22 protein-coding genes and 1 riboswitch are annotated in these 19,644 nt (G+C 61.9%); of the genes, 10 read left to right on the forward strand and 12 right to left on the reverse strand.

Translation table 11 applies throughout. From position 1 onward, the window contains the following. Positions 1 to 168: 168 nt before the first annotated feature. Positions 169 to 495 carry a hypothetical protein gene (locus AC1MFI_RS13875; protein WP_479817598.1) on the forward strand — a complete coding sequence of 109 codons (327 nt, stop codon included), beginning with the start codon at positions 169 to 171 and terminating at the stop codon, positions 493 to 495. A 32-nt stretch (positions 496 to 527) separates the two neighbouring features. On the opposite strand, the gene AC1MFI_RS13880 is transcribed toward AC1MFI_RS13875, so the two are convergent. Then, positions 528 to 965: a VOC family protein gene (locus AC1MFI_RS13880; protein ID WP_479817599.1), complete on the reverse strand. Its 438-nt coding sequence runs from the start codon at positions 963 to 965 to the stop codon at positions 528 to 530. An 89-nt stretch (positions 966 to 1,054) separates the two neighbouring features. Then, the gene (locus AC1MFI_RS13885; RefSeq protein ID WP_479817600.1) at positions 1,055 to 1,879 is read right to left on the reverse strand and encodes an alpha/beta fold hydrolase; all 825 of its coding nucleotides are present in this window, start codon (positions 1,877 to 1,879) and stop codon (positions 1,055 to 1,057) included. A 178-nt stretch (positions 1,880 to 2,057) separates the two neighbouring features. On the opposite strand from AC1MFI_RS13885, the gene AC1MFI_RS13890 reads away from it, so the two are divergent. Then, positions 2,058 to 2,576, forward strand: coding sequence for a GNAT family N-acetyltransferase (locus AC1MFI_RS13890; RefSeq protein ID WP_479817601.1), 519 nt, complete (start codon positions 2,058 to 2,060; stop codon positions 2,574 to 2,576). 190 nt (positions 2,577 to 2,766) lie between these two features. Further along, positions 2,767 to 3,189, forward strand: a complete 423-nt coding sequence (locus AC1MFI_RS13895; RefSeq protein ID WP_479817602.1) for an SRPBCC domain-containing protein — start codon at positions 2,767 to 2,769, stop codon at positions 3,187 to 3,189. Positions 3,190 to 3,312: 123 nt separating this feature from the next. Here the strand turns inward: AC1MFI_RS13895 and AC1MFI_RS13900 are convergent, their stop codons facing one another. After that, positions 3,313 to 3,813 (reverse strand): DinB family protein, encoded by a 501-nt coding sequence (locus AC1MFI_RS13900; RefSeq protein WP_479817603.1) that lies wholly within the window; start codon positions 3,811 to 3,813, stop codon positions 3,313 to 3,315. 61 nt (positions 3,814 to 3,874) lie between these two features. Further along, on the reverse strand, positions 3,875 to 4,678 hold the full coding sequence (locus AC1MFI_RS13905; RefSeq protein WP_479817604.1) for a metalloregulator ArsR/SmtB family transcription factor: 804 nt from the start codon (positions 4,676 to 4,678) through the stop codon (positions 3,875 to 3,877). A gap of 200 nt (positions 4,679 to 4,878) precedes the next feature. On the opposite strand from AC1MFI_RS13905, the gene AC1MFI_RS13910 reads away from it, so the two are divergent. Next, complete coding sequence (locus tag AC1MFI_RS13910; protein WP_479817605.1) at positions 4,879 to 5,292, forward strand: VOC family protein; 414 nt, start codon at positions 4,879 to 4,881, stop codon at positions 5,290 to 5,292. Positions 5,293 to 5,907: 615 nt separating this feature from the next. Here the strand turns inward: AC1MFI_RS13910 and AC1MFI_RS13915 are convergent. The 3 genes from AC1MFI_RS13915 to istA form a co-directional block, all read right to left on the reverse strand. Then, entirely contained in the window at positions 5,908 to 6,363 is a 456-nt protein-coding gene (locus tag AC1MFI_RS13915) for an SRPBCC family protein (RefSeq protein ID WP_459268521.1), read from the reverse strand. Positions 6,364 to 6,590: 227 nt separating this feature from the next. Next, positions 6,591 to 7,427 (reverse strand): IS21-like element helper ATPase IstB, encoded by an 837-nt coding sequence (gene istB, locus AC1MFI_RS13920; RefSeq protein WP_459268522.1) that lies wholly within the window; start codon positions 7,425 to 7,427, stop codon positions 6,591 to 6,593. Continuing rightward, the gene (gene istA / locus AC1MFI_RS13925) at positions 7,424 to 9,205 is read right to left on the reverse strand and encodes an IS21 family transposase (protein WP_479817607.1); all 1,782 of its coding nucleotides are present in this window, start codon (positions 9,203 to 9,205) and stop codon (positions 7,424 to 7,426) included. The genes istB and istA overlap by 4 nt, the downstream gene beginning before the upstream one ends. A 659-nt stretch (positions 9,206 to 9,864) precedes the next feature. Between istA and AC1MFI_RS13930 the strand changes: the two genes are divergently transcribed. The 5 genes from AC1MFI_RS13930 (at position 9,865) to AC1MFI_RS13950 (ending at position 12,775) form a co-directional block, all read left to right on the forward strand. After that, entirely contained in the window at positions 9,865 to 10,434 is a 570-nt protein-coding gene (locus AC1MFI_RS13930) for a recombinase family protein (protein ID WP_479817609.1), read from the forward strand. Positions 10,435 to 10,444: 10 nt separating this feature from the next. Next, positions 10,445 to 10,747 (forward strand): hypothetical protein, encoded by a 303-nt coding sequence (locus AC1MFI_RS13935; protein ID WP_479817611.1) that lies wholly within the window; start codon positions 10,445 to 10,447, stop codon positions 10,745 to 10,747. Between the two features lie 23 nt (positions 10,748 to 10,770). Beyond that, the gene (locus tag AC1MFI_RS13940) at positions 10,771 to 11,256 is read left to right on the forward strand and encodes a hypothetical protein (RefSeq protein ID WP_479817613.1); all 486 of its coding nucleotides are present in this window, start codon (positions 10,771 to 10,773) and stop codon (positions 11,254 to 11,256) included. Positions 11,257 to 11,562: 306 nt separating this feature from the next. Then, entirely contained in the window at positions 11,563 to 12,336 is a 774-nt protein-coding gene (locus AC1MFI_RS13945) for a GAF and ANTAR domain-containing protein (protein ID WP_479817615.1), read from the forward strand. 175 nt (positions 12,337 to 12,511) lie between these two features. Then, positions 12,512 to 12,775, forward strand: a complete 264-nt coding sequence (locus AC1MFI_RS13950; RefSeq protein WP_479817617.1) for a YrhK family protein — start codon at positions 12,512 to 12,514, stop codon at positions 12,773 to 12,775. A gap of 22 nt (positions 12,776 to 12,797) precedes the next feature. Here the strand turns inward: AC1MFI_RS13950 and AC1MFI_RS13955 are convergent, their stop codons facing one another. From AC1MFI_RS13955 to AC1MFI_RS13970, 4 genes are all read right to left on the reverse strand, one after another. Then, positions 12,798 to 13,577, reverse strand: a complete 780-nt coding sequence (locus AC1MFI_RS13955; RefSeq protein ID WP_479817619.1) for a hypothetical protein — start codon at positions 13,575 to 13,577, stop codon at positions 12,798 to 12,800. A gap of 819 nt (positions 13,578 to 14,396) precedes the next feature. Beyond that, complete coding sequence (locus AC1MFI_RS13960; protein WP_479817621.1) at positions 14,397 to 14,936, reverse strand: hypothetical protein; 540 nt, start codon at positions 14,934 to 14,936, stop codon at positions 14,397 to 14,399. A 226-nt stretch (positions 14,937 to 15,162) separates the two neighbouring features. Then, complete coding sequence (locus tag AC1MFI_RS13965; RefSeq protein ID WP_479817623.1) at positions 15,163 to 15,546, reverse strand: DUF202 domain-containing protein; 384 nt, start codon at positions 15,544 to 15,546, stop codon at positions 15,163 to 15,165. Further along, positions 15,516 to 15,878 (reverse strand): YidH family protein, encoded by a 363-nt coding sequence (locus tag AC1MFI_RS13970; RefSeq protein WP_479817625.1) that lies wholly within the window; start codon positions 15,876 to 15,878, stop codon positions 15,516 to 15,518. The genes AC1MFI_RS13965 and AC1MFI_RS13970 overlap by 31 nt, the downstream gene beginning before the upstream one ends. 330 nt (positions 15,879 to 16,208) lie before the next feature. Continuing rightward, positions 16,209 to 16,305: riboswitch (SAM riboswitch) on the forward strand. Positions 16,306 to 16,315: 10 nt separating this feature from the next. Here AC1MFI_RS13970 and AC1MFI_RS13975 point away from each other — a divergent pair. Beyond that, complete coding sequence (locus AC1MFI_RS13975; RefSeq protein WP_479817627.1) at positions 16,316 to 17,554, forward strand: cobalamin-independent methionine synthase II family protein; 1,239 nt, start codon at positions 16,316 to 16,318, stop codon at positions 17,552 to 17,554. A gap of 175 nt (positions 17,555 to 17,729) precedes the next feature. On the opposite strand, the gene AC1MFI_RS13980 is transcribed toward AC1MFI_RS13975, so the two are convergent. Further along, the gene (locus tag AC1MFI_RS13980; protein ID WP_479817629.1) at positions 17,730 to 19,145 is read right to left on the reverse strand and encodes an MBL fold metallo-hydrolase; all 1,416 of its coding nucleotides are present in this window, start codon (positions 19,143 to 19,145) and stop codon (positions 17,730 to 17,732) included. Between the last annotated feature and the right edge of the window lie 499 nt (positions 19,146 to 19,644).

Raw genomic sequence — 19,644 nt, forward strand, 5'->3', positions numbered from 1 at the left:
AAGGCTCGACCCCAAGGATCCCACCATGCCTATGGCTGGCGACTCCTTGCGATGCTCACGGCAAGTGCGACAGGAGTAATGGCTGCACTAGCTGGGTGTAGTCCTGCTCTTTGGGGGGCCCCACCCTGCATGCCGCCCGACTACTCAGTGGATCCTTCGACTGTGCAGGTGGGTGACACGGTCTCGGTTCAAGCTCAGGACTCGGATTGTGATCCGCGCTATGGGAAGAACGCCAAGATTCAAGTGACGGTCACCGATTCGGATGGCATAACTCTCCTTCGCACGACTGCACCCATGAGTGACGCGGGCGGCTTCAAGTACTCGTTCGAAGTTCCGCAGGGAGCGGCGCCCGGGCTGGCAGCCGTTGAGGCCTACCCCTACGGCGTCGATTGGTGTGATGACACGGGGCAGAACAACCGCGTTTCCGGTGCAGATCCATCCATAGCCCGAGCATCTTGCGCAGCTCGGATCGAAGAACTTTCGATCGCCAGTTGAGGATCCTTCATCGCACGGGTGTTGAAGGACCGTCAGTTCTTTTTCAGATCCTCGGCGAGCATGACCAGGATGCCGCTTGGGCCGCGCAGGTACGTGAGTTTGTAGAGGTCGCGGTAGGTTGCCACCCCGCGCAGCGGATGACAGCCGTGCCGCGAAGCTATTTCAAGGGCTGCGTCGATGTCGTCCACAGAGAACGCGATGCGGTGCATGCCAATTTCGTTCGGAAGGGTCGGGCTTGTCTCGATGGCGTCGGGGTGGAGGTACTCGAAGAGCTCGAGCTGCCCGTGACCATCCGATGTTCTGAGTACAGCGATTTTGGCATGGTTGCCATCGAGGCCTACGGCGGTATCGGCCCAGTCGCCGCTGATCGTATCGCGGCCGACGAGTTCGAGGCCCAGGTCGGTGAAGAACGCGATCGTCGCGTCGATGTCGCGGACGGCGATGCCGACGTTCTCCAGTCTGATCGTCATGCATCGCATGCTACCGAGAGGCGCACCGAGCCGGTAGGGCAGCTTCCCGCTGCGCCTCAGCCGATCCCTCAGCGGCCGCTGTTTGGCGGTTATGTTGTGGGGAGGCTGTCCCTGCCGATGCCATCTTCTATCGCTCGAGCGAGTTCTTGTGGCGCAGTGACGTGGGCGAGGTGATCTTGATCAGCCAAGATGGTGATTTCTGTGACATGTAGAGCGTCAATGAAAAGATCCACACTCGGTCCGTAGGGTGGGCGGTTCCTGCTGTGTTCGCCCGCGATGATTGTCGTCGGGGTCGTCCATGGCTCCCAAGTGGTGAAGGCGAAGTCATTGATTGCAACTAGTTCGGCGCCGGCTGGAGCTGCGAGCTGCAGGAGCTTGGGCCAGACCGGACTTCCCCGAAGTGCCTGAACGTGTTCACGGGTGTAACCGGAAAGGTCGACGTTGATGAGTTCAACGGCAGCGTCGAGGTCACCGGCGTTCACGGCCGTCGTCACGAGTGGTTCGACTATGGAGCCAAAGGGGCGTGCGACCGGCTCGTACAGGGCGAGCGAACGAACATTAGCGCCTTGTCGAATGGCTTCCACTGCAATTAGTCCACCGTAGCTGTGTCCGACAAGGTCCACCGGGCCGTCCAACGTCGCTAGCCAAAGTAGGAGGTCCCTGACCTCCGCGTTCACGTCATAGTCTGCGGTCAGAGAGGCGCTAGGGATCCGCCCGCGGCGGTTGACCACCACCACCGGCCGCCCCGGAGCGAGAGTCTTCACGACGTTTCTCCAAGCACTTGCGTCGGCCATTACGCCATGTACGACAACGACAGGTGTTCCCTGTCCCCTTCGTGTGAGTGCCGTGAGTACCCCATGACCGGATTCCAGTGTCACCTCGGTCAGCGCCTCGACGATACCGTCGCTACTCATTGATCCCCCAAATGCTGTCGAACCGGCACATTAGCTGAATTCAGTATGATGCCCTCACTCCTTTGCCGGCGTCGTGCCGCACGAGGATCCCTTTCGGGCGCTCGAACTATGCGCTCCGAGGATCCGACCGCGTAGTACGCGTCTTCGGCGAACCTAGCGGTCCTGCACAATGATCTGCATGACGAATTCCGTACCGGTAAGGAAGGCGCGGCCAGAGGACGCACCCGAGTTGGTAAGACTGCGGCACGCGATGTTCCGTGCGATGGCAGAAGCTGGCGCCGCCGGCCGAGCACAAGATGTCGATGACACCTCGTGGTACCCAGCTGCGCAGGAGGCGATCGCTTCGCGTATCACCCAAGGCACGTTGGCCGCCTTCGTCATCGATGAGAAGCCCATCAACGGCAACGAACCGCACAGCCGACTGTCGGCCTGTGCGGTGGTGACGCTCGAAGATCGGTTGCCTGGGCCGGGGTTCCCACGAGGCACTAGTGGGTCGATGTCCTCTGTTTTCGTGGCACCAGAGCAGCGCGGACGCGGGCTGGCCCGTGCAGTGGTAACGGCTGGATTGTCATGGCTGGATGAGATGGATGCCGAGGTCGTGGACCTCCACGCAACACCTGATGCTGCGCATCTCTACCGGTCCTTGGGATTCTCAGAAGCGCGATCACTCGCTCTGCGCCGCCTGAATAAGCCTTAGCCGGATCAAGCAGTAAGGCCCCTGCGAAGCTCCCGTTGGAGGATCCTGCACCGTACACGATTGCCGTGAGAGTGCGCGCTGATTCGGACCTGTACGGCCGGGAGCCCCGTACACGCGTTAGTGTCTGGTCATGCCTCTCATAAATTCTTCGATTCGAACGATCGATAGTTCGGTGTCGCATACCTGGCACATGGCCGTGCCGGCGGATCACCTGTGGTGGGCTCTCACCGACCCGGTGGCATTGCCTCAGTGGTTAGGGCAGCTGGCTGCTGGAAGGTTCATTGCAGGAAACGTCGTAAAAATTCAGCACGCGGCAGACTACTTCTGCACCAGCCGGATCTTGGAGTGTGACCCGGAGCATCGGCTCCAGATGACGTGGAAGTTTCCAGATGAACCTCTATCGACAGTCCTCATAAGGCTCGCTCCTGGAGCGGGTGGGACCCGTATTGACGTGACGCACGAAGGGCTAGGAGAGGAGACTCGCAACTACCTTCCCGGATGGCACACGCACCTGCTCTATCTTGAAGCGCTGCTTCTGGGCCAGCCTCGATCCATGACTGACTTCTGGCCAACGTATAAAGAGCTTTCCAAGTCTGAGACCGACTTCCAATAAGTACTGAGACAGAGTCTGTCGAAGTAGCCAAGCCGCCTCGAGAACATCGACATGATGATGCCCGCAAGGCGGTCCCTCAGCGGGACGGGGTTATCCCGTGCTGCAGTCGTCCAGCTTGGTTCTCTATGTCGTGGACGGTGCATTCTTGGTAAGTAGGTCCAGGAGTTGTTGGGTGTGCGCCGGAATTTCTGCGGCCGCCAGCCCGGTAATGAGGTCTCTTAGAGGGACAGGCTCATCGACCAGGACCTCGTCGTTGGACAGGAGCCTGCTAGGCACCATGGTGCCGAGTTCGGAGTCGCTGAGTGTGGGCACTAGAGCGCACAGCGCGTCTGCGTGGGCGTGGATGCGGGCCTGAAGTCCGGCGGTGCCACCGGTCAGGGTGATCGCGCGTCCGATGGTCCATGTGTCGAGAGCGATGCGGTTGTCGTACGTGGTGTTGATCCCTGCCGACACAGCGGATATGGCCGCGATGGTGGTCGCATTCACGAGCGTGACATGGGCCAGGATCTGCTCGGCATTCCATTCCCCGTCCGGCGGCGGGGAGTGTGTGTCACCTGCATCCGCGGCAGTGGCAGCGGCGTCAAGCAGTGTTTGGTAGGCATTTCGAAGTTGAATGGTGTCCATGGCGTTTGTCGCTTTCCTGCGGTGGTGCTGCACGTGGGCCTGACTGGCAGTAGTAAGTGCTTTACGTGTGCGCGGGAGACATGCCCCAGGGTGCTTGCGGGAGCACTTTGCCGGTTTCCAGGAGGGATTTCAGGTTCGCCAAGACGGCTGGCCAGCCGTGGGAAATACCGTTCAGCATCTCCCGGTTGGGAAGATTCTCGTGGGTCACGGTGAGCCGGATGATGTCCTGGTGGGGCTCGACAAGGAAGGTCACAACTGATGGTTCCCTCGGGGACTCTGCGTCGGGAGCGTCCTCGAAGGTGATGACCAAGCGGGTGGGAGGTTCGACCGTGATCACTCGTCCGGTCACATCAACGATGCCAGATCCATCGACGCGCTGATGTTCCCACGCCGAGCCTTCCTGCCAATCCGACACGTTCGCGTGAGCCCAGTACTGAGCGGTCAGCTCTGCACTGGTCAGGGCCTGCCATACCTGCTCAGCGCTTGCCTTGATGTAAGTGACGTAGACGTAGGACGGGACGGGTTCGGTACTCATGGCGCTCTCCTCTGCTTGGGTCTTGATTGCGCCGATCGTTCGCAACCGGGGCTTGTCGAACTCCGCGATCCACCGCTGCTCAATCTCCTGAATGGGCGTCGGGTTGAGGTAGTGAAGTCGTTCGCGTCCACGCCGAACAACAACTACCAGGTTCGCCTGCTCGAGGACATCAAGGTGCTGCGTTGCTGACTGGCGCTTCATATCCAGTCGTTCGCACAACTCGCGCAGTGTCTGGCCGTTGTGCTCACGTAAGCGGTCCAGCAGCAATCGACGGGTTGGATCAGCCATCGCTTTGAAGACCGAGTCCGTTTCTCTGTCCTCTAACCTCATACAATCAATATGCAGGCAATCGCCTGCATATTGTCAAGCGGCGCAACCCTAGGTCGTCCAAGTTGGTCCTATTGTCGGCGCGCGCAACCGGCCCTCAGCGGGACGACTCGTTGAGGATCATTCCTCGATGGCTCCGGCTAGCCTGATGGTGGTTGGGCAGACGCTGGCTAGGGAACAGTGATGATCGTTAGTCTCGGCCCATGACCGGTTTCCCTCAGCTCCTTCACACGGTTCTCGACACGACTGATGTGCGAGGACTGGCGGAGTTCTACCGTGAACTGCTTGGGCTCCAGTACCGGCAAGGCGATGAGCCCGCGGGTGAGGGCATGCCTGACGATGTCGACTGGCTCGTTCTCACTGATGGACAGGGCAACCGCAGGCTCGCTTTTCAGCAAGCTGATCATTTGAAGCGGACGACATGGCCCTTGCCTGATGTGCCGATGCAGATACACCTCGATCTGACCGTTCCTGACCGGGAGACACTCGATCATCACCACTCCAGGGCACTGGCGTTGGGGGCAGAGCTCCGCTTCGATCGTACGGATGACCCGAACGAGCTGTTATACGTTTACGCCCATCCGGCCGGTCATCCGTTCTGCATCTTCGTAGCCTGAAGCGAGCATGACGTCCTCTGTCCGTTGAAGGATCCATTTACGGGACAGCTGTCGCGTAGAAGGACGAGGTAGTGGCTCACCCGCAGGTGGACGACTTTGATCTCCACCCTTCGGGCTCCACTCGCCCACAGGACCGACACCGCGGCCACAACTGACCTCAACTTTCATGTCCCTATTGCCACTATTAGTTCTATTAGCCCTAGGTGAGACCAGCCCATGCTGTTCGTAACCACGCTGGTATGAGAATGTCAACGCGAGTGGAGACCACTTCCGCAGCCTGACTTGAGCCCACCATCCCTCCTGACGACTCACCAGTGGACTAACCGCAGTTTCACTTGAGCCCACCCCACCGCAGGCCGGAAGCGTCGGGACAGGAAGCTATGTAGGAGCCCGCTTCCAAATGCGTTCTACCTGGATCCTCTACCGTATGCAACTGTGCATCCTTCTGCGCTGGGGAGTACGAGGGCTGGACCGTTTAGCGCATGGTTTCATCAGCGAGGGCTCGGAGAGCAGCAAGGTGAGAGTCCCGCCAGACGATCGACTAGCGGACGTCTTCTAGGAACTCCTGAATCTTAGTTCGAGCCTGAGTCCTGCTGGTGGATAGTTGGTTGGAAACTACTTTTGTGTGGGTTCTTCCACGAGAAACCGGTTCCTCGTCTCGATGAGCTTCTTGAGGTACCGCTCGAGGACCAGTACCTCAACCAGCCGACCTAGCGGACCTAGGGGCGCGGCAAACCGGATCCGATCGACCATGGTCGTCACCCCATCGGCGTGACTAAATTCGTGAGCGTGACGGAAACGGCGGAAAGGGCCTTTGATCTGCTCATCCACGAAGTAGTCCGGTGATTCCATCTCCACGATCCGGCTTGTCATGTGGATTGGAAGGCCGAAGTGCCATGCACGCCACGTCACCTGCTCTCCCAACGAGATGAGGCCGGTGGTGGTACCAGCGATAGCCTTCTCCCTTGAGTGAGCCATAGAGCCAGTGTGAGCATCGATGCTTCGAGAGCGGTTAAACAGCTCCGCCTGGGAAACGTGTGCTCGGGTAGTGCACTCAAAATAGACAGCCATGGACTCAGTTTCGCACCACAGCTCCAACCCTCATCAACCGCCGCTCCTAAACCCGTGAAAGGGACGTTCGTTCATCGCCATGAGAGCTGTCCGGTAGCGGATGGCTCGCCGTGCGTCGTCCGGGATCATCCGCGGGACCTTTTCGCCCGGCTGCAGTTCGAGCCCCTGTCAGAGGCACCCACCTGAGGTGCCGGCAATAGTTGTCGAATCATTGGGAATGAGCAGCCCTAGATTGAGGCCCTGTCATCGATGAGGTGTTGGTTCCGCGTTTGGGCGAGGCGGTAGGAGTCGGTGCCGGTTTCGATGATGGTGCCTTTGAAGGTGAGTCTGTCGACGATGGCCGCGCAGAGGCGGGGGTCGGTGAAGGTTCTGGTCCAGCCAGAGAAGGATTCGTTGGTGGCGATCGCGACGGAGGCTTTCTCTTCGCGTTCGGTGAGGACCTGGAAGAGGAGTTCGGCGCCGCGTTTGTCGAGTTCCATATACCCGAGCTCGTCGATGCAGAGCAGATCGACCCGCCCGTATCGGGCGATGGTGCGGGCGAGGACTTTGTCGTCTTCGGCTTCGACGAGTTCGTTCACAAGTCGGGTGGCGAGTGTGTATTTCACTCGGTATCCCTTTTCGGCTGCCGCGGTCCCCAAACCGATGAGCAGGTGGGACTTGCCGGTGCCTGAGTCCCCGATGAGGCAGAGGGGCTGGCCTTTGCGGATCCAGTCCCCGGTGGCCAGGGTGTTGATGGTGGCCTGGTTGATGTTGGGGTTCGCGTCGTAGTCGAAGTCACCCAACCATTTGTCGCGGGGGAAGTTCGCTGATTTCACTCGTCGCACTGATGAGCGGCGATCCCGGTCGTCGCACTCGGCCAGTAACAGTTCGGCAAGGAATCCCTGATAGGACAGCTGCTCCTTGCCCGCGACGGTGAGTGCTTCACCTAGGACCGCGCGGATGGTGGGTAGTCGTAGCCGGCGGCAGGCCTGTTCGACTGCAGCGGTTGCTGCTTCTTCGGTCAGCCCGCGCCGGCGCCTCAGGGTTGATGAGACGGTGATCGGGTTGGCGTTGGTCGGGCTCATGAGATGGTTCCCCTCGTCTGGCGGGTCGTTCCGGTCAGTCTCTGGTCAGCTGGATCACGGGTGGTATCTGGGGTTCGTCGGGTGAGGAGTTCGTCATAGCCAGCTACGGTCGGCAGGGGGCGGGTGTCCGGTGGTAACCCCGCGATGACGGCAGCAGGGTCAGCCAATCGACGTTGGGTAAGGCTGATGACGCGTTGTTCGCGCGCAACGGGACGCGATGCGTGCGCGCCGATCCAAGCCGGATTACTCAAAGCAGTGACCCGGCGACCGACACCTATTGATTGGGAGTCGCTTTCGGCGGGTGAACGGTTTAGCCGTTCCGCAATGATCCGATCAGTGGCCGCCCGCCGTGCTTCGACAGCGACGACGTCCGCGGTAACAGCCCCTACTGTCAGGGCAGCTGCGATTCCGTCTGCGACGTCAGTAGGGGCCATTGTTCGGTGCAGCAGGAGCACGTTGATTAGCTCCCGTGTTGCGCGGGTGTCTCCGTCGGTGCGACGGGCCGCCGCCCAGAACGCGTCATGCGCGGAGGTGAAGGACCCTGACGCGCGCGCCTGGGCCAGAGCAGTGGAACCCGGGAAAGCTCCGGGCTTGTGGTGAAGGATCTCGAGGTAGTGGTCCAGGTCAACGCAGCTACCATCCCGTGCAACGACTCGTGCGTGCCTGGCGATCAGCGTTCGTCCATCAAAGACCAGCACTTCGGATGCTCGCAGGGAAACGCGCACGGTTCGTCCTATGAAACGAACCGGGACTGAGTACTTCACCATCCGCACCCTGATCAGGGAGGACCGGTCCACTCTCGGGGTGAGCACGATTCCGGGATCGAACACTTCGGCCGGCAGCGGGTTGAGCAGGGTTCGTTCCTGCTCAAAGTCAGCACCTACTGTGGTCAGCTTCCCGCTAATCCTGCGCTTGTTGTCTTCCTCATCCCAGACGATGATCCGGGCGTTGAGTTCGGCAAGAGTATCGACAGCAGGTACGGGCGTGAGCCGGTTCCTGCGGAACCGGCCTATCTCACCTTCAATGCCGCCCTTCTCATGCGCACCTTTGATGCCTGGCTGGCAGTAGAACGCGTCGAATCCGCAATGCGACCGGAACAGGACCCACCTGTCGTTCTCTACCCGCTCACGCGAGGTCCCAAGGACCTGCTTCACTGCAGCGGTCAGATTGTCGTATCGGACATGGCCGGTAGGCACTCCACCGCACGTGGCGAATGCTTCGAGGTGCCCTTCGAGGAACGCTTCCTGCCCTTGGGTCGGATAGACGCGGTGGATGGCTTTACCGGAGTAAGACAAGCGGAAGGCGAAAATGTAGCACTTCGTGCGCACCCCAGCGAGGTCCACCCACACTTCACCGAAGTCCACTTCAGCCTCCGCACCCGGGGCATGTTCTTGCGGGACGAACGCATCCGCCGTGGTTCTACCGGCCTCACGCTCGAGCTCGGCTTTTCGGAACTTCACGTAGTGCCGGACCGTCGAATACGACAGATCCCCGCCGTGCTCGTCGACTAGCCGGTCATGAATGCGCTGAGCGGTATGCCGCTGCTTCCGTGGCGCGCTCAGATCCTCCCGCAGAAAGTCATCGATCAGAACCTTGAACCGGCCAAGCTTCGGTGCCTCCCTGACCGGTGGCTTACGTGGTGGAGGCTCTGCCGAGGTCAGCGCCTGACGCACTGTCCGCCTGGACACGCGGTACTTCCTGGCCAGGGACCGTATCGAGTCACCATTGACTCTTGCGTCCCTGCGGATCTGCTCGAATAACTCCACCTTCGACTCCATCGCTGCCTTCCACCGTTGGAAAAACATCCTGATGAATCAACGGTGGGGTGGGCTCAAGTGAAACTGCGGTTAGTCCACTGGTGAGTCGTCAGGAGGGATGGTGGGCTCAAGTCAGGCTGCGGAAGTGGTCTCCACTCAAGCTCCCATAATCACTGGTACAAGGCTGTGCACATCCACCGTTCACCCGAGGTGAGCCCTCCCATGTCGGTGACTGAGGTGGGTGTGTGCAGGCGGGCCAACGGGTTCCTGCTGTCCAGGTGTGTGCGGAACAAGCAGCGAAGCGTGGGGAGCTTGTGCCGTGCACGTCTGGTCAGGAGGCGCACCAACCCTTCAACGCCAGGTTGGTCAGCCCCGATGATTGAGAAGCCATCTTTATGACTGTCAGATTCCGAAGTCATCTGCGCTGGAGGTTGTGGAGTGGCGGCCGCAGTGCAGGGGACTACGGTCACCGGATTGTTCGAAGTCCTGTGCACCAGGAGTAATTCTGATCGAGGTCACCTGTACGAACCTTCGGTTATCAATGCCGTGAGGCTCGTCGAATGCGTCGAGGCGGCTCAGTCAGGACCTTCACTGGGCTCGCAGCCCTGCCCTGATCGAAGACATCGGCTAGTGCAGACGACTTCGGACGGCAGTGCAGTCGACTTCGGAATCTGACACGGGTGTTCGTCGACACCATTTCGGGATCTCTAGACCAGAGGCCGGAGCTCACCAAGTTGCTGGATCAGCTACGACCGGGGGACACGCTCGTGGTGTGGCGGCTCGACCGGCTCGGCCGCTCCATCCGGCATCTCATCGACCAGCTCACCGCGCTGCAGGACAAGGGCATTGGGTTCAAGTCCCTGCAGGAGACGATCGACACGACCTCACCTGGCGGCCGGCTGGTTTTTCACGTCTTCGCCGCCCTCGCCGAGTTCGAACGAGACCTTATTAAGGAGCGCACAAACGCTGGCCTCGCGGCCGCCAGGGCTCGAGGTCGCACCGGTGGGCGCCCACCTCGACTCAGTCCTCAACAGGCCGCGGCCGCAAAACGCATGTACGAGCAGCAGGACATGACGGTTGCACAGATCGGTCAAATCCTCGGTGTCAGCAGAACCACCATCTACCGGACACTTCGACGCGATGACGCAACTCCAGCGAAGGGCCGAAGGCCGAGAGTGAAGGCAGCCGGGGGAGAGGTTGTCGCTGTGATCTCGGAGGCAACGGCATCAGCACAGCAAGGCCAACAGTGACCAGGAGAACATGATGATCAGAATCATCCGCTGGTTGCTCACCTCGAGCATCCGGTATAGCTACCTGTTCGTCCGTGCGCTCATCCGACTTCCCCTGTTGTTGTTGCCGATCCCTCCGCGGGTCCGCAACCAGGTCGCTGGAGCGTTGGCCGTCGGCCTGTGGTTTTTCTCGTCGTGGTTCGTCGCCACCGCGGCCGGAGCACCGTGGTGGGGACAGCTGATGATTGCTGCTGCAGGTGCCCTCGTCGTCGCCGGTGTAGTGCGCATGGAGGGTCGCCGGCTGATCGTCCGCCGGCCGGCGCGCGTCCGATGACCTCCTGGCGAAGGTAGCTGGGGGTGAGAACGCGTAGGGGAGAGGCTGACCGGTTTTGGGAGAAAGTCGTCAAGGGCCCGCAGCCGCATGACTGCTGGATCTGGACCGGAGCCGTAGCCGACGACGGCTACGGGCGGTTCTGGGTCACGCGGGATGGCGAGCAACGCGCCCTGCGGCCGCAACGCTACGCCTACGAACACCTCACCGGAGAGACCCTGCACCCTGGCATCGCCCTCATGCACGTCTGCGACGTCCCCCTATGCGTCCACGCGAGCACCGGGACAGACACTCACCTGTTGCCCGGCACCCAAGCGTTGAACATGCTTGACCGGTCCCAGAAGGGCCGGCATGCCAACGCCTCGACCTTCCGGTGGCGCGGCGTCGGCCGCGCCCAGTTCCGCGCCCAGTCCGTCGAGCTGCGCATAGCCCTCCTCGAGCACGGATGGAACGAACCGATTATCCGGCCCCTGCTCGCCGGCATCGACCCCGAAGCCCCAACCCTGTTCTAGGGCTTCCCTAATCTGCACTATCAAGGTTGCTCGCCGTACATAGCTTCCGGACACGGCTCACGGAACACGACTACCGCTCCGGATGCAGCTACTTCTGGAAGTCCTACGGACGGTCGTTAATGGACGGCGAAGTTCCACCCCCGTCACCGCTTCGACGATGGACTGCCTACGCTCACGTGCCATTCGGCCGCCCACGCTGAGCCACCCCCGCTTGGGTGCCCGAGTAGGCTGATGGTTCAGGATCTGTGCTGGGCACACCTATAAGTGGCGAACGAATCTATTCAATAGGACGGCGGGGTGCCCCCGATGACAAGCGAAGCAACGCAGGACGGGCAGGGCATGCTTGGCGGCAGCGAGATTCCTGGGGATATTGCCAACCAGCTCAGTGACCTGGCTCGGACCCTGCAGGCTGAGTCCGACACCGAATCCATCCTTCAGGACATCGTTGGCACAGCGGTCCGGTTGATTCCGCACGCTGCCGAGGCCTCCATCAGCCTGGTCAAGGCACGCAGGACCGCCGAATCACGCGCCGCGTCCAGCGACCTTCCCCGCGACGTCGACGCCGTCCAGACCGAGACACGACAAGGCCCATGCCTGGACGCGGCTTACAAGGAGCAGATCGTCCGGGTTCCCAATCTCAGTGAGGAAACCCGGTGGCCAAAATTCTCCCAGCGCGCCTGGGCCCTCGGTGCGCGCAGCATGCTCTCCTTCCAACTGTTCGTCGAGGGTGACAACCTGGGTGCCCTGAACGTCTACGGGGACGACGTGGACGTGTTCGATGAGGAGTCCGAGCAGGTAGGGCTCCTCGTGGCCGCGCATGCGGCCGTCGCGTTCGCGGACTCCCAGGAAATCAAGGAACTCAACGACGCACTGGCGAACCGGGACCTCATCGGCCAGGCCAAAGGCATTCTCATGGAGCGGCACAAGATCAGCGCGCACCAGGCCTTCACCCTGCTGAGCACGGTAAGCGCAAACACGAACATCAAGCTCATCCGGATCGCGGAAGATCTGGCCACCAGCGGAGAACTCGTCACGAAAACGAAAACGAGGACGAGGACGAGGACGAAACCAGGTAGCTGAACCTCCTTGCGCCCCATCGTGCCGCACCGGTAACCGGGCTCGACTTGGGACATGACTGTGCCAGGGCCGCCGGCAGCCCTGATGAACCTGTCCACCCTGGTGCGAACCAGACAGCACTAGGTGTTACAGCCTCCCTCCGGGAGGCCCGAGCTGTTCCTCGATGAAGAAGGTTTTCGTGGGTAAGGATCTTGTGCCGCTGGGCGGACGCGAGCTCGTCCTACACAACAGGTACGAGGTCCTGTCGATCGTCAACGACATACTGGTGGCGCTCTGGTTCATCATCGGCAGCATCCTCTTCTTCCAGGAGAGCACGACGACGGCGGGAACATGGCTGTTCCTGATCGGTTCGATCGAACTCCTGATCCGGCCGGTGATCCGCTTGTCCCGGAACGTTCACCTGCGCACGGTGACCCGCACTCGGAACAGCAACGACTTCTGATACGACCCTGGTGGTGGGCTGATCAGGCGCTGAGGGCTGTGACTGTGGTGAGCAGCACGGCGTAGAGCACGAGGCCAATGGTGAACCACAGGAAGCTTGAGTTCCGGTTCGAGGGCAGCTCTTCCTTGAAGACGTTCAGCAGGATGGAGCCGCCCAGTGCGCCGGTGAGCAGTGCCACGACCAGCGTGCTGTTGGGTGCGAAGAGCGCATCCAGTACCCACCCCGCCAGGAGCGCGGCGGCGAGGACGATCCGCCCTGAACGCCGGAACCTCTGCCCGTAGTGTTCTTCCAGGCCCCGGTCGGTCAGGACGAAGTGAAGGCCCATGGCAACAGTGAAGAGCAGGGCAAACAGGATACCGGTTTGGAACCGCAGGGCCATCGTGTAGGTGATCAGGATGTTGTACACGACGAATGATCCGAGGTGGAGCCAGTACGCGGCATTGGAGGGAGTGCTTCTCCTGCCATCCCGGAGACCCTGACGGGACGCCATGCGCTCCAGCCCGTAGAAGACGGTGAAGCCGGCCAGGGCCACCACGAAGATCCCGAGGTCAAGAAGCGGTGTCACGGTAACGGCGTTCTCCAGCGCCTCACCGATCGCCTCATTACCCTCTGCGATGTCCGGAAGGAGGTGAAGGAAGACATACGCGACGGCGAGACCGCCGGCGAAGGAGCCGGTGTAGCGCTCAGGGACGAGCGGAAGTTTTCGGATGCGCGGTGCCAACAGGTGCAGCACCGCGAGCACCACCGTCAGGACGAAGGCGCCCAGGACGCTCTGCCCGATCGTCAGATCCATTTGCGCCACGTCATGTGCAGCCACTGTCCCGAGGGTAATCTCCCCGATATCGTCGCGGATTGTTTAGGGATCGGGTGTCTCTGATTCGCCATTATTGGTCTTTTGTCTCGTGTTCTTGGTCCTGAAGGGGCTATTTGCCTTACCTGCTGAGCTTCTGGTGCTCGCTTAGAGCAGTCGAGACACGCGTCCCCTTGTTTATCAGTAGGCTTATCTTTCAAAGCTCCCAAGGGTTCAGGCGCCGGGTCAAGCCAAAACAGGTCCTGCGCGGACGGTCGTCATGTGGCAAGCTCCGCGCACAGGACGGTCGCTTTGGGGGCGGCGGATCTTCGTTCACCTGAGAAGTTTGAGGGGCCCGAAGGTCAGGCGCGGCTGCCGGTGTCGGGCGCTAAAAGGAAAGCGGGACGGCGCAGGCGAGAGCCATCCTCACAGATCCACACACGATGGCTAGGAGCATGTCGCTGCTGTGAAGGTCACTGGTGCGGCTCCAGCACGGTGTGTGCTTCTCTGCTCGATCGGTGGTGAAGCGAGCCCTGGCCAGCTTTTCACAGGGCGTATTGCCCCCAATGCTCCTTCGCGGGCGGGGGAGAGAACCTGGTGCCCCGGTGTACTAGTGCGGATGGGTCATCCACCTGTGGTCGGGTGGAGCCCGAAGGGTGGAGCTCAAAGCCGTCCACCTGTGGTTGAGCCATAAGTTGTAGGGTTCTGCTGTTAGAGGACTGCTTGTTCCTGTTGTGGAACTCCCGGTACAGTGGGCGTTGCAACGGGCAGTAGCCCCGCGAAGTTAGCCTGGCAGTCTTCCGGATGGTATGACGAGCCAGGCTCGCGCATTTAAAGCCTGCGCACCTGGCCGATGAGCGGTTCCGCCTCAGCTCTCCAGGGTCCACCTTTCTGGAAGCACCACGCGACGGCGTCTGCGACCCACAGCAGGGGTTCTTCGGTGCGGCGCATATGCCTGTATTCCAGTGTGGTGTTGCCGCGGGTTTTCAGTTCGGCGTGGATGATCCGCCGGTCGGCTGCTGCGAGGGAGTCGTCCTGCTCGAGCACGAGGCGTTCTGCTTCGACGTCACACAGGTCCTGGATCAGGGCTCCCAGGCAGGCGGGTCGGGCGACCTTGTCGGGCTGGCCATCAACGATGTACACGACGGTCTTCACCCCGGTTCGGGCCGCGCCTTTGAGGAACGCCCGCCTGGTTGCGTCCCTCTCACTGTTGAAGTGCACCGAGGAGCTGCCCTTGTACCGCAGGCTCCTGATCGCGGAACGCGTTGCGGTAACGTCCGCCGGCGAGATGACCGCGGCCGCGATGTAGTAGGTGCCTGCCTTGGACTCGTCCACGAACACGTGGGAGCGGCGCGGCAGATCCAAAGGCATGGATCGACCCTACCGGCGCCCGACCTCACTTCCCCGACGGGGAGGGGTGAGAGGTGTCTGATCCTGTCCACTCGAACTAGGACCACAAGACGCTTGGGCTGGCCACGGACTGGAGTGGGTGCAGTTTGTCGGCTCTCGACCGGGTTCACAATTCCGATCCCTGCTCGCCGAAAATGCCTTCCAGCTGAGCAGTCATTCCCTGATCGTTGGATCGAGCGTTCTGTGCCTAGGCAGGGGCGAGACTAATGGCGAGAGCGACTGCGCCAACGCCCAGCAGTGCGACGCAAGCGGCGAGAACAAGCAATGGCCATGCCCCGAACGGCATGTGCGGCGTCTGAAACTGATCACGGCGGAAAGCCCGATAACGTCGCTGGGATGTAGTCCACATCAGTCCCGCTCCGATGACCCCTATCAGACCCATACCCGCCCAGAGCGGATTGCCGAGTAGTTCCGGCAGCAACCGGAAGGCCACCAGTGAACTCAGTGCAACCGACAGTGCTGTTCGCCTCCACGCCAGTGCCGTTCGCTCCGCGGGCAGACCAGCATCGAGGAGATCAGAACCTTCCTCCGAGTTCGGGCTCACGCCAACACAGTCCCGATGATGACGCACACTCCGGCAGCGCAAATCAGGACGGTAATGATGAGTCCCGCGATCGAGCTGGGGAGGGAGCGTTTTTGGCGCAGCGCCTGCTCGGTACCCAGCCAGCCAAACCATGCTTGAACTGGGGCTAGAACCCCGGCAGTGAGCAGCAGGAACGAGGCCGTCAGACGGAACCCGGGGTGAAGGCCGAGCCCGAACACCTCGAGAGCTACCCCTCCGGCGATCAGGGCCAGGGCCGTGCGGATCCATGCAAGGAACGTTCGCTCATTGGCCAGGGTGAAGCGGGGGTCTGGGTCTTCGCCAACGCTGAAGAGCTTCCGCGGAAAGCGTTGATCACTCATGTAAATCTCTCCAAACGGGTCGGCTCAGGCTTCGATCCTATGAGCGAGACAAGGTGGTCAACGACACGTGAACGAGCCTCGTCGGGCGCACCGCGGGGGAATCAATTGTCGGCGGCAGTACCCCGGTAGGCCTCGTCCCTGTTCGCGGTTGCCAGGTGCAGATCACTGCGTTTCGAGGCCGGCCATCAAATCCCGGCTTGTTACGGGCAGCATTTTTGAGCAGGAGGGTCGAGTCGTCCATGATGGTGCACAGCCCCTCCGATTGGTGCTCAGCCTTTTGGCTGTGGAGGGGACGTGCCTGCGTCACCGGTGGATTTAGAGCCCTAAGCCACACCATCCAGAGCAGCTGAGAGACCTGCCTCCATGACGCTGCAGCTTCCCCCGGATTCCTTGTCCGGAAAGGTGCTAATGGCAGGACCGATGGAAAGGAAAGCATCATGACACTCGATCGCATCTCCACCAGCCACGCCGGCTCGCTGCCGCGCACACCGGAACTGATCGCCGCCAACGCCGCCCGCACCTTTGCCGAGGACGGGTTCACCCTGGAACGGACACCCGAATTCGAAGGACTGCTCACGACTGCCGTGGTGGACCTCGTCCAACGCCAGAAGGAGTTCGGGATCACGATCCCGGGCGATGGCGAGTACGGCAAGGCGATGTCCAACCCGGTCGATTACGGAGCCTGGTGGACCTACAGCTTCCAGCGCACCGCCGGCCTGGAACTGACGGACTTCAATCCGATCCTCGCCGAGCCCGTCCGTAGCGAGCCCGGCGCCATCCGGCTGACCTCGTTCGCCGACCGGCGTGACTGGACCCGCTTCGCGGCGGCCTACCAGGATCCCGAGAGCGGCATCCAGATCGGCAAGAACGCCACGGCCTTTCCGTCCGCAACCGGGCCGATCTCGTACACCGGGCGTGCTGCACTGGCCAGCGACATCACGAACCTCAAAGCGGGGTTGGGCGCTGCGGGCATTCCGACAGGATTCATCACGGCCCTCTCACCCGGGTCCGCGAGCAGGATCGGCAACGACTACTACGCCACGGAGGAGGAGTTCATCTACGCCTGGGCCGATGTCCTGCGCGAGGAGTACAAGGCCATCGTCGAAGCAGGCCTGATCGTGCAGATCGACGATCCGTCCATCGCGGAGAACTGGGACCAGATCAACCCCGAACCCTCCATCGAGGACTACCAGAAGTTCACCCGGATCCGGGTCGAGGCGCTGAACTATGCGCTGCGGGGACTACCCGAGGAACAGGTCCGGTTCCACGTCTGCTGGGGATCCTGGCACGGCCCGCACACCACGGACATCGAGTTTCGCCACATCGTGGACCTTGTACTGGGCATCAACGCCGGTTCGTACTCCTTCGAGGCAGCCAACGCCCGCCACGAACACGAATGGACCCTCTGGCAGGACGTCGACCTTCCCGCCGGGAAGGTGCTGGTTCCCGGCGTCGTCTCCCACGCGACCAACGTCGTCGAGCACCCTGAACTGGTCGCCCAGCGCATCGAGCGCTTCGCCGCACTCGTAGGTCGGGAGAATGTCGTGGCCTCCACCGACTGCGGGCTGGGCGGAAGGATCCACCCGCAGATCGCCGCCGCCAAACTCGAGTCCCTGGGGCGCGGCGCGCAGATCGCAACGGAGCGGCTCTTCGCCCGCTCCTCGACATCGATCTAGCCGCCCGCACAGAGCAAGGCAAAGGACGAGGCAGGGGATAAGGCCGCGGACAAGGCTGAGGACAAGTAGGGGAAACACCAACGGGACGGCACATCGATGATGTGTCGTCCCGTTGGATTTGAAGCGTCTGCTTCAGAGGAGACAGCTACCGCTATCAGAAGCGGTGGGCTGCTGGTCAGTTGGTGAGCGCGGTTTCCTGTGCCTGTGTTTGCTGCCAGGTGTTCCAGCCGAGGTAACTGCCGTCGAGTTCGACGACGTCGTAGCCCGCCCGGCGGAGGGCACTGGCAGCGACGGAGTTCCGCAAGCCGCTCTGGCAGTAGGTGACGATCGTCCCTTCGGTGGGGACTTCGTCGAGGTGCCACATGACCCGCCCGCCGTTGAGCTGGTGAGCCCCGGGGACGTGGCCGGCGCTGTGCTCGGTGCGGTTGCGGACGTCGAGGATCATCGCGGCGTCGACCTCTGCGAGGTCTTCGGGCTGCACGAGGGCGGGCGTGGTGGTGGGCAGCCCGTCGATGCTGGTGACGTACCCGGCGACATTGTCGATGCCGACGCGGACGAGGTGGTCCCAGATCTCCTGCGCGTGGTCCTGACTGGCGGCCAGCAGGACGAGCGGGTTCTTGTCCGTCTCGGGGTTCACGACCCACGCCCCGTAGGTCGCGATCGCGGCACTTGCCGGAATGTTCAGGGAGCGAGTCACCGTCCCGGCGTGGACCTCGTTCGCGGAGCGGGTGTCGATGAACGTCACCGTGTCCGCGGCGATACCAGCAGCGACCTGGTCCTTGTCCAGCTCGGTCAGCGGTACACGCTCACCCATGACGGCCGGTCCCTGCCGGTTCTCGCGCTTCATGCGTCCGAAGTAGGCGTGGGCGTCGGGCTGCCCGTCGAGGAGTTCGTTGATGAAACCCTGCTCGTCGTTCGCGGCCAGGTACGGGCCCCACCAGGAGTAGAGACGCTCATACCCGACGGTGGTGGACGGGATCGCACCGAGGGCCTTGCCGCAGGCGCTGCCGGCACCGTGGGCGGGGTGGACCTGGACGTGGTCGGGCAGGGTCAGGAACTTCTCCTGCAGGCTCTTGAACAGCTGCTTCGCACCCTCGAAGCGCGTGTCGACGCCGCCGGCGGCCTCATCAAGGAGGTCGGGGCGGCCGAGATCGCCGGAGAACACGAAGTCACCCGAGAGCAGGTAGCCGGGCTTGTCGCTGAACGCCCCGTCGGTGACGAGGAAGGACAGGTGCTCCGGGGTGTGTCCGGGAGTGTGAAGGGCGCGCAGGGTGATGTTGCCCAGGGTGATGGTGTCCCCGTCATGGAGCCGGGTGCCCTCGAACTCGTACTGCCAGTCCGGTCCGCCTTCACCGGAGACGTAGATCTCCGCCCCGGTCGCCGCGGCGAGTTCTCGTGTGCCCGAGAGGTAGTCGGCGTGGATGTGGGTCTCGGTGACGGCCACGATCTTCATGTTGTTCTTCGCCGCGAGGTCCTGGTAGACCGCAATGTCACGGCGCCCATCGACCACGACCGCTTCACCCTTGGCCTGGCAACCGATCAGGTAACTGGCCTGGGCGAGGTCTTCGTCGTAAATACGCTCGATCAGCATCTAGTGCTCTCCTTCATCAATTCGGGAATCTGACGCCCGTAGGAACTACTCCTGATACCCCATGGGGTATCCTCTGGACTCCATCGTAATACCCCAGGGGGTATGTTGCAAGGCGAGTGCTGCCGGTGCCGAGCGGGTGCGTGGATCCAGTAGTGGAGGGGCGCGTAGCGGGCCAAGGGCGGGCGGGGGTGACCCTGTGGCCGGGCAGGATGTCGGCCTGTGTGGTGACGCCGGCGGGGGTGATAGGCAGGACCGGACCTGATCGGGGTCCGAGCGCGACCTGATGGGCCGAAAGCGGCTCCGTTGCGGACTAGCGCCGTTTGAAGATTCGCTGCAGGAAACTTGGTGCTGCCGGTGGAGCTGCGTGTCCTGCGCATCGTTGCGCCTGGGGTACTCCGCGGAGTACCTGGTCGACGTGCTGCCCGCAACCCGCCCACGTCGTCTTCCCGCACGTCTTGCAGGTCACAGCACGACACATGATGGCTCCTTTGGTGGTGAT

The organism is Arthrobacter sp. BC5, assembly GCF_056680255.1.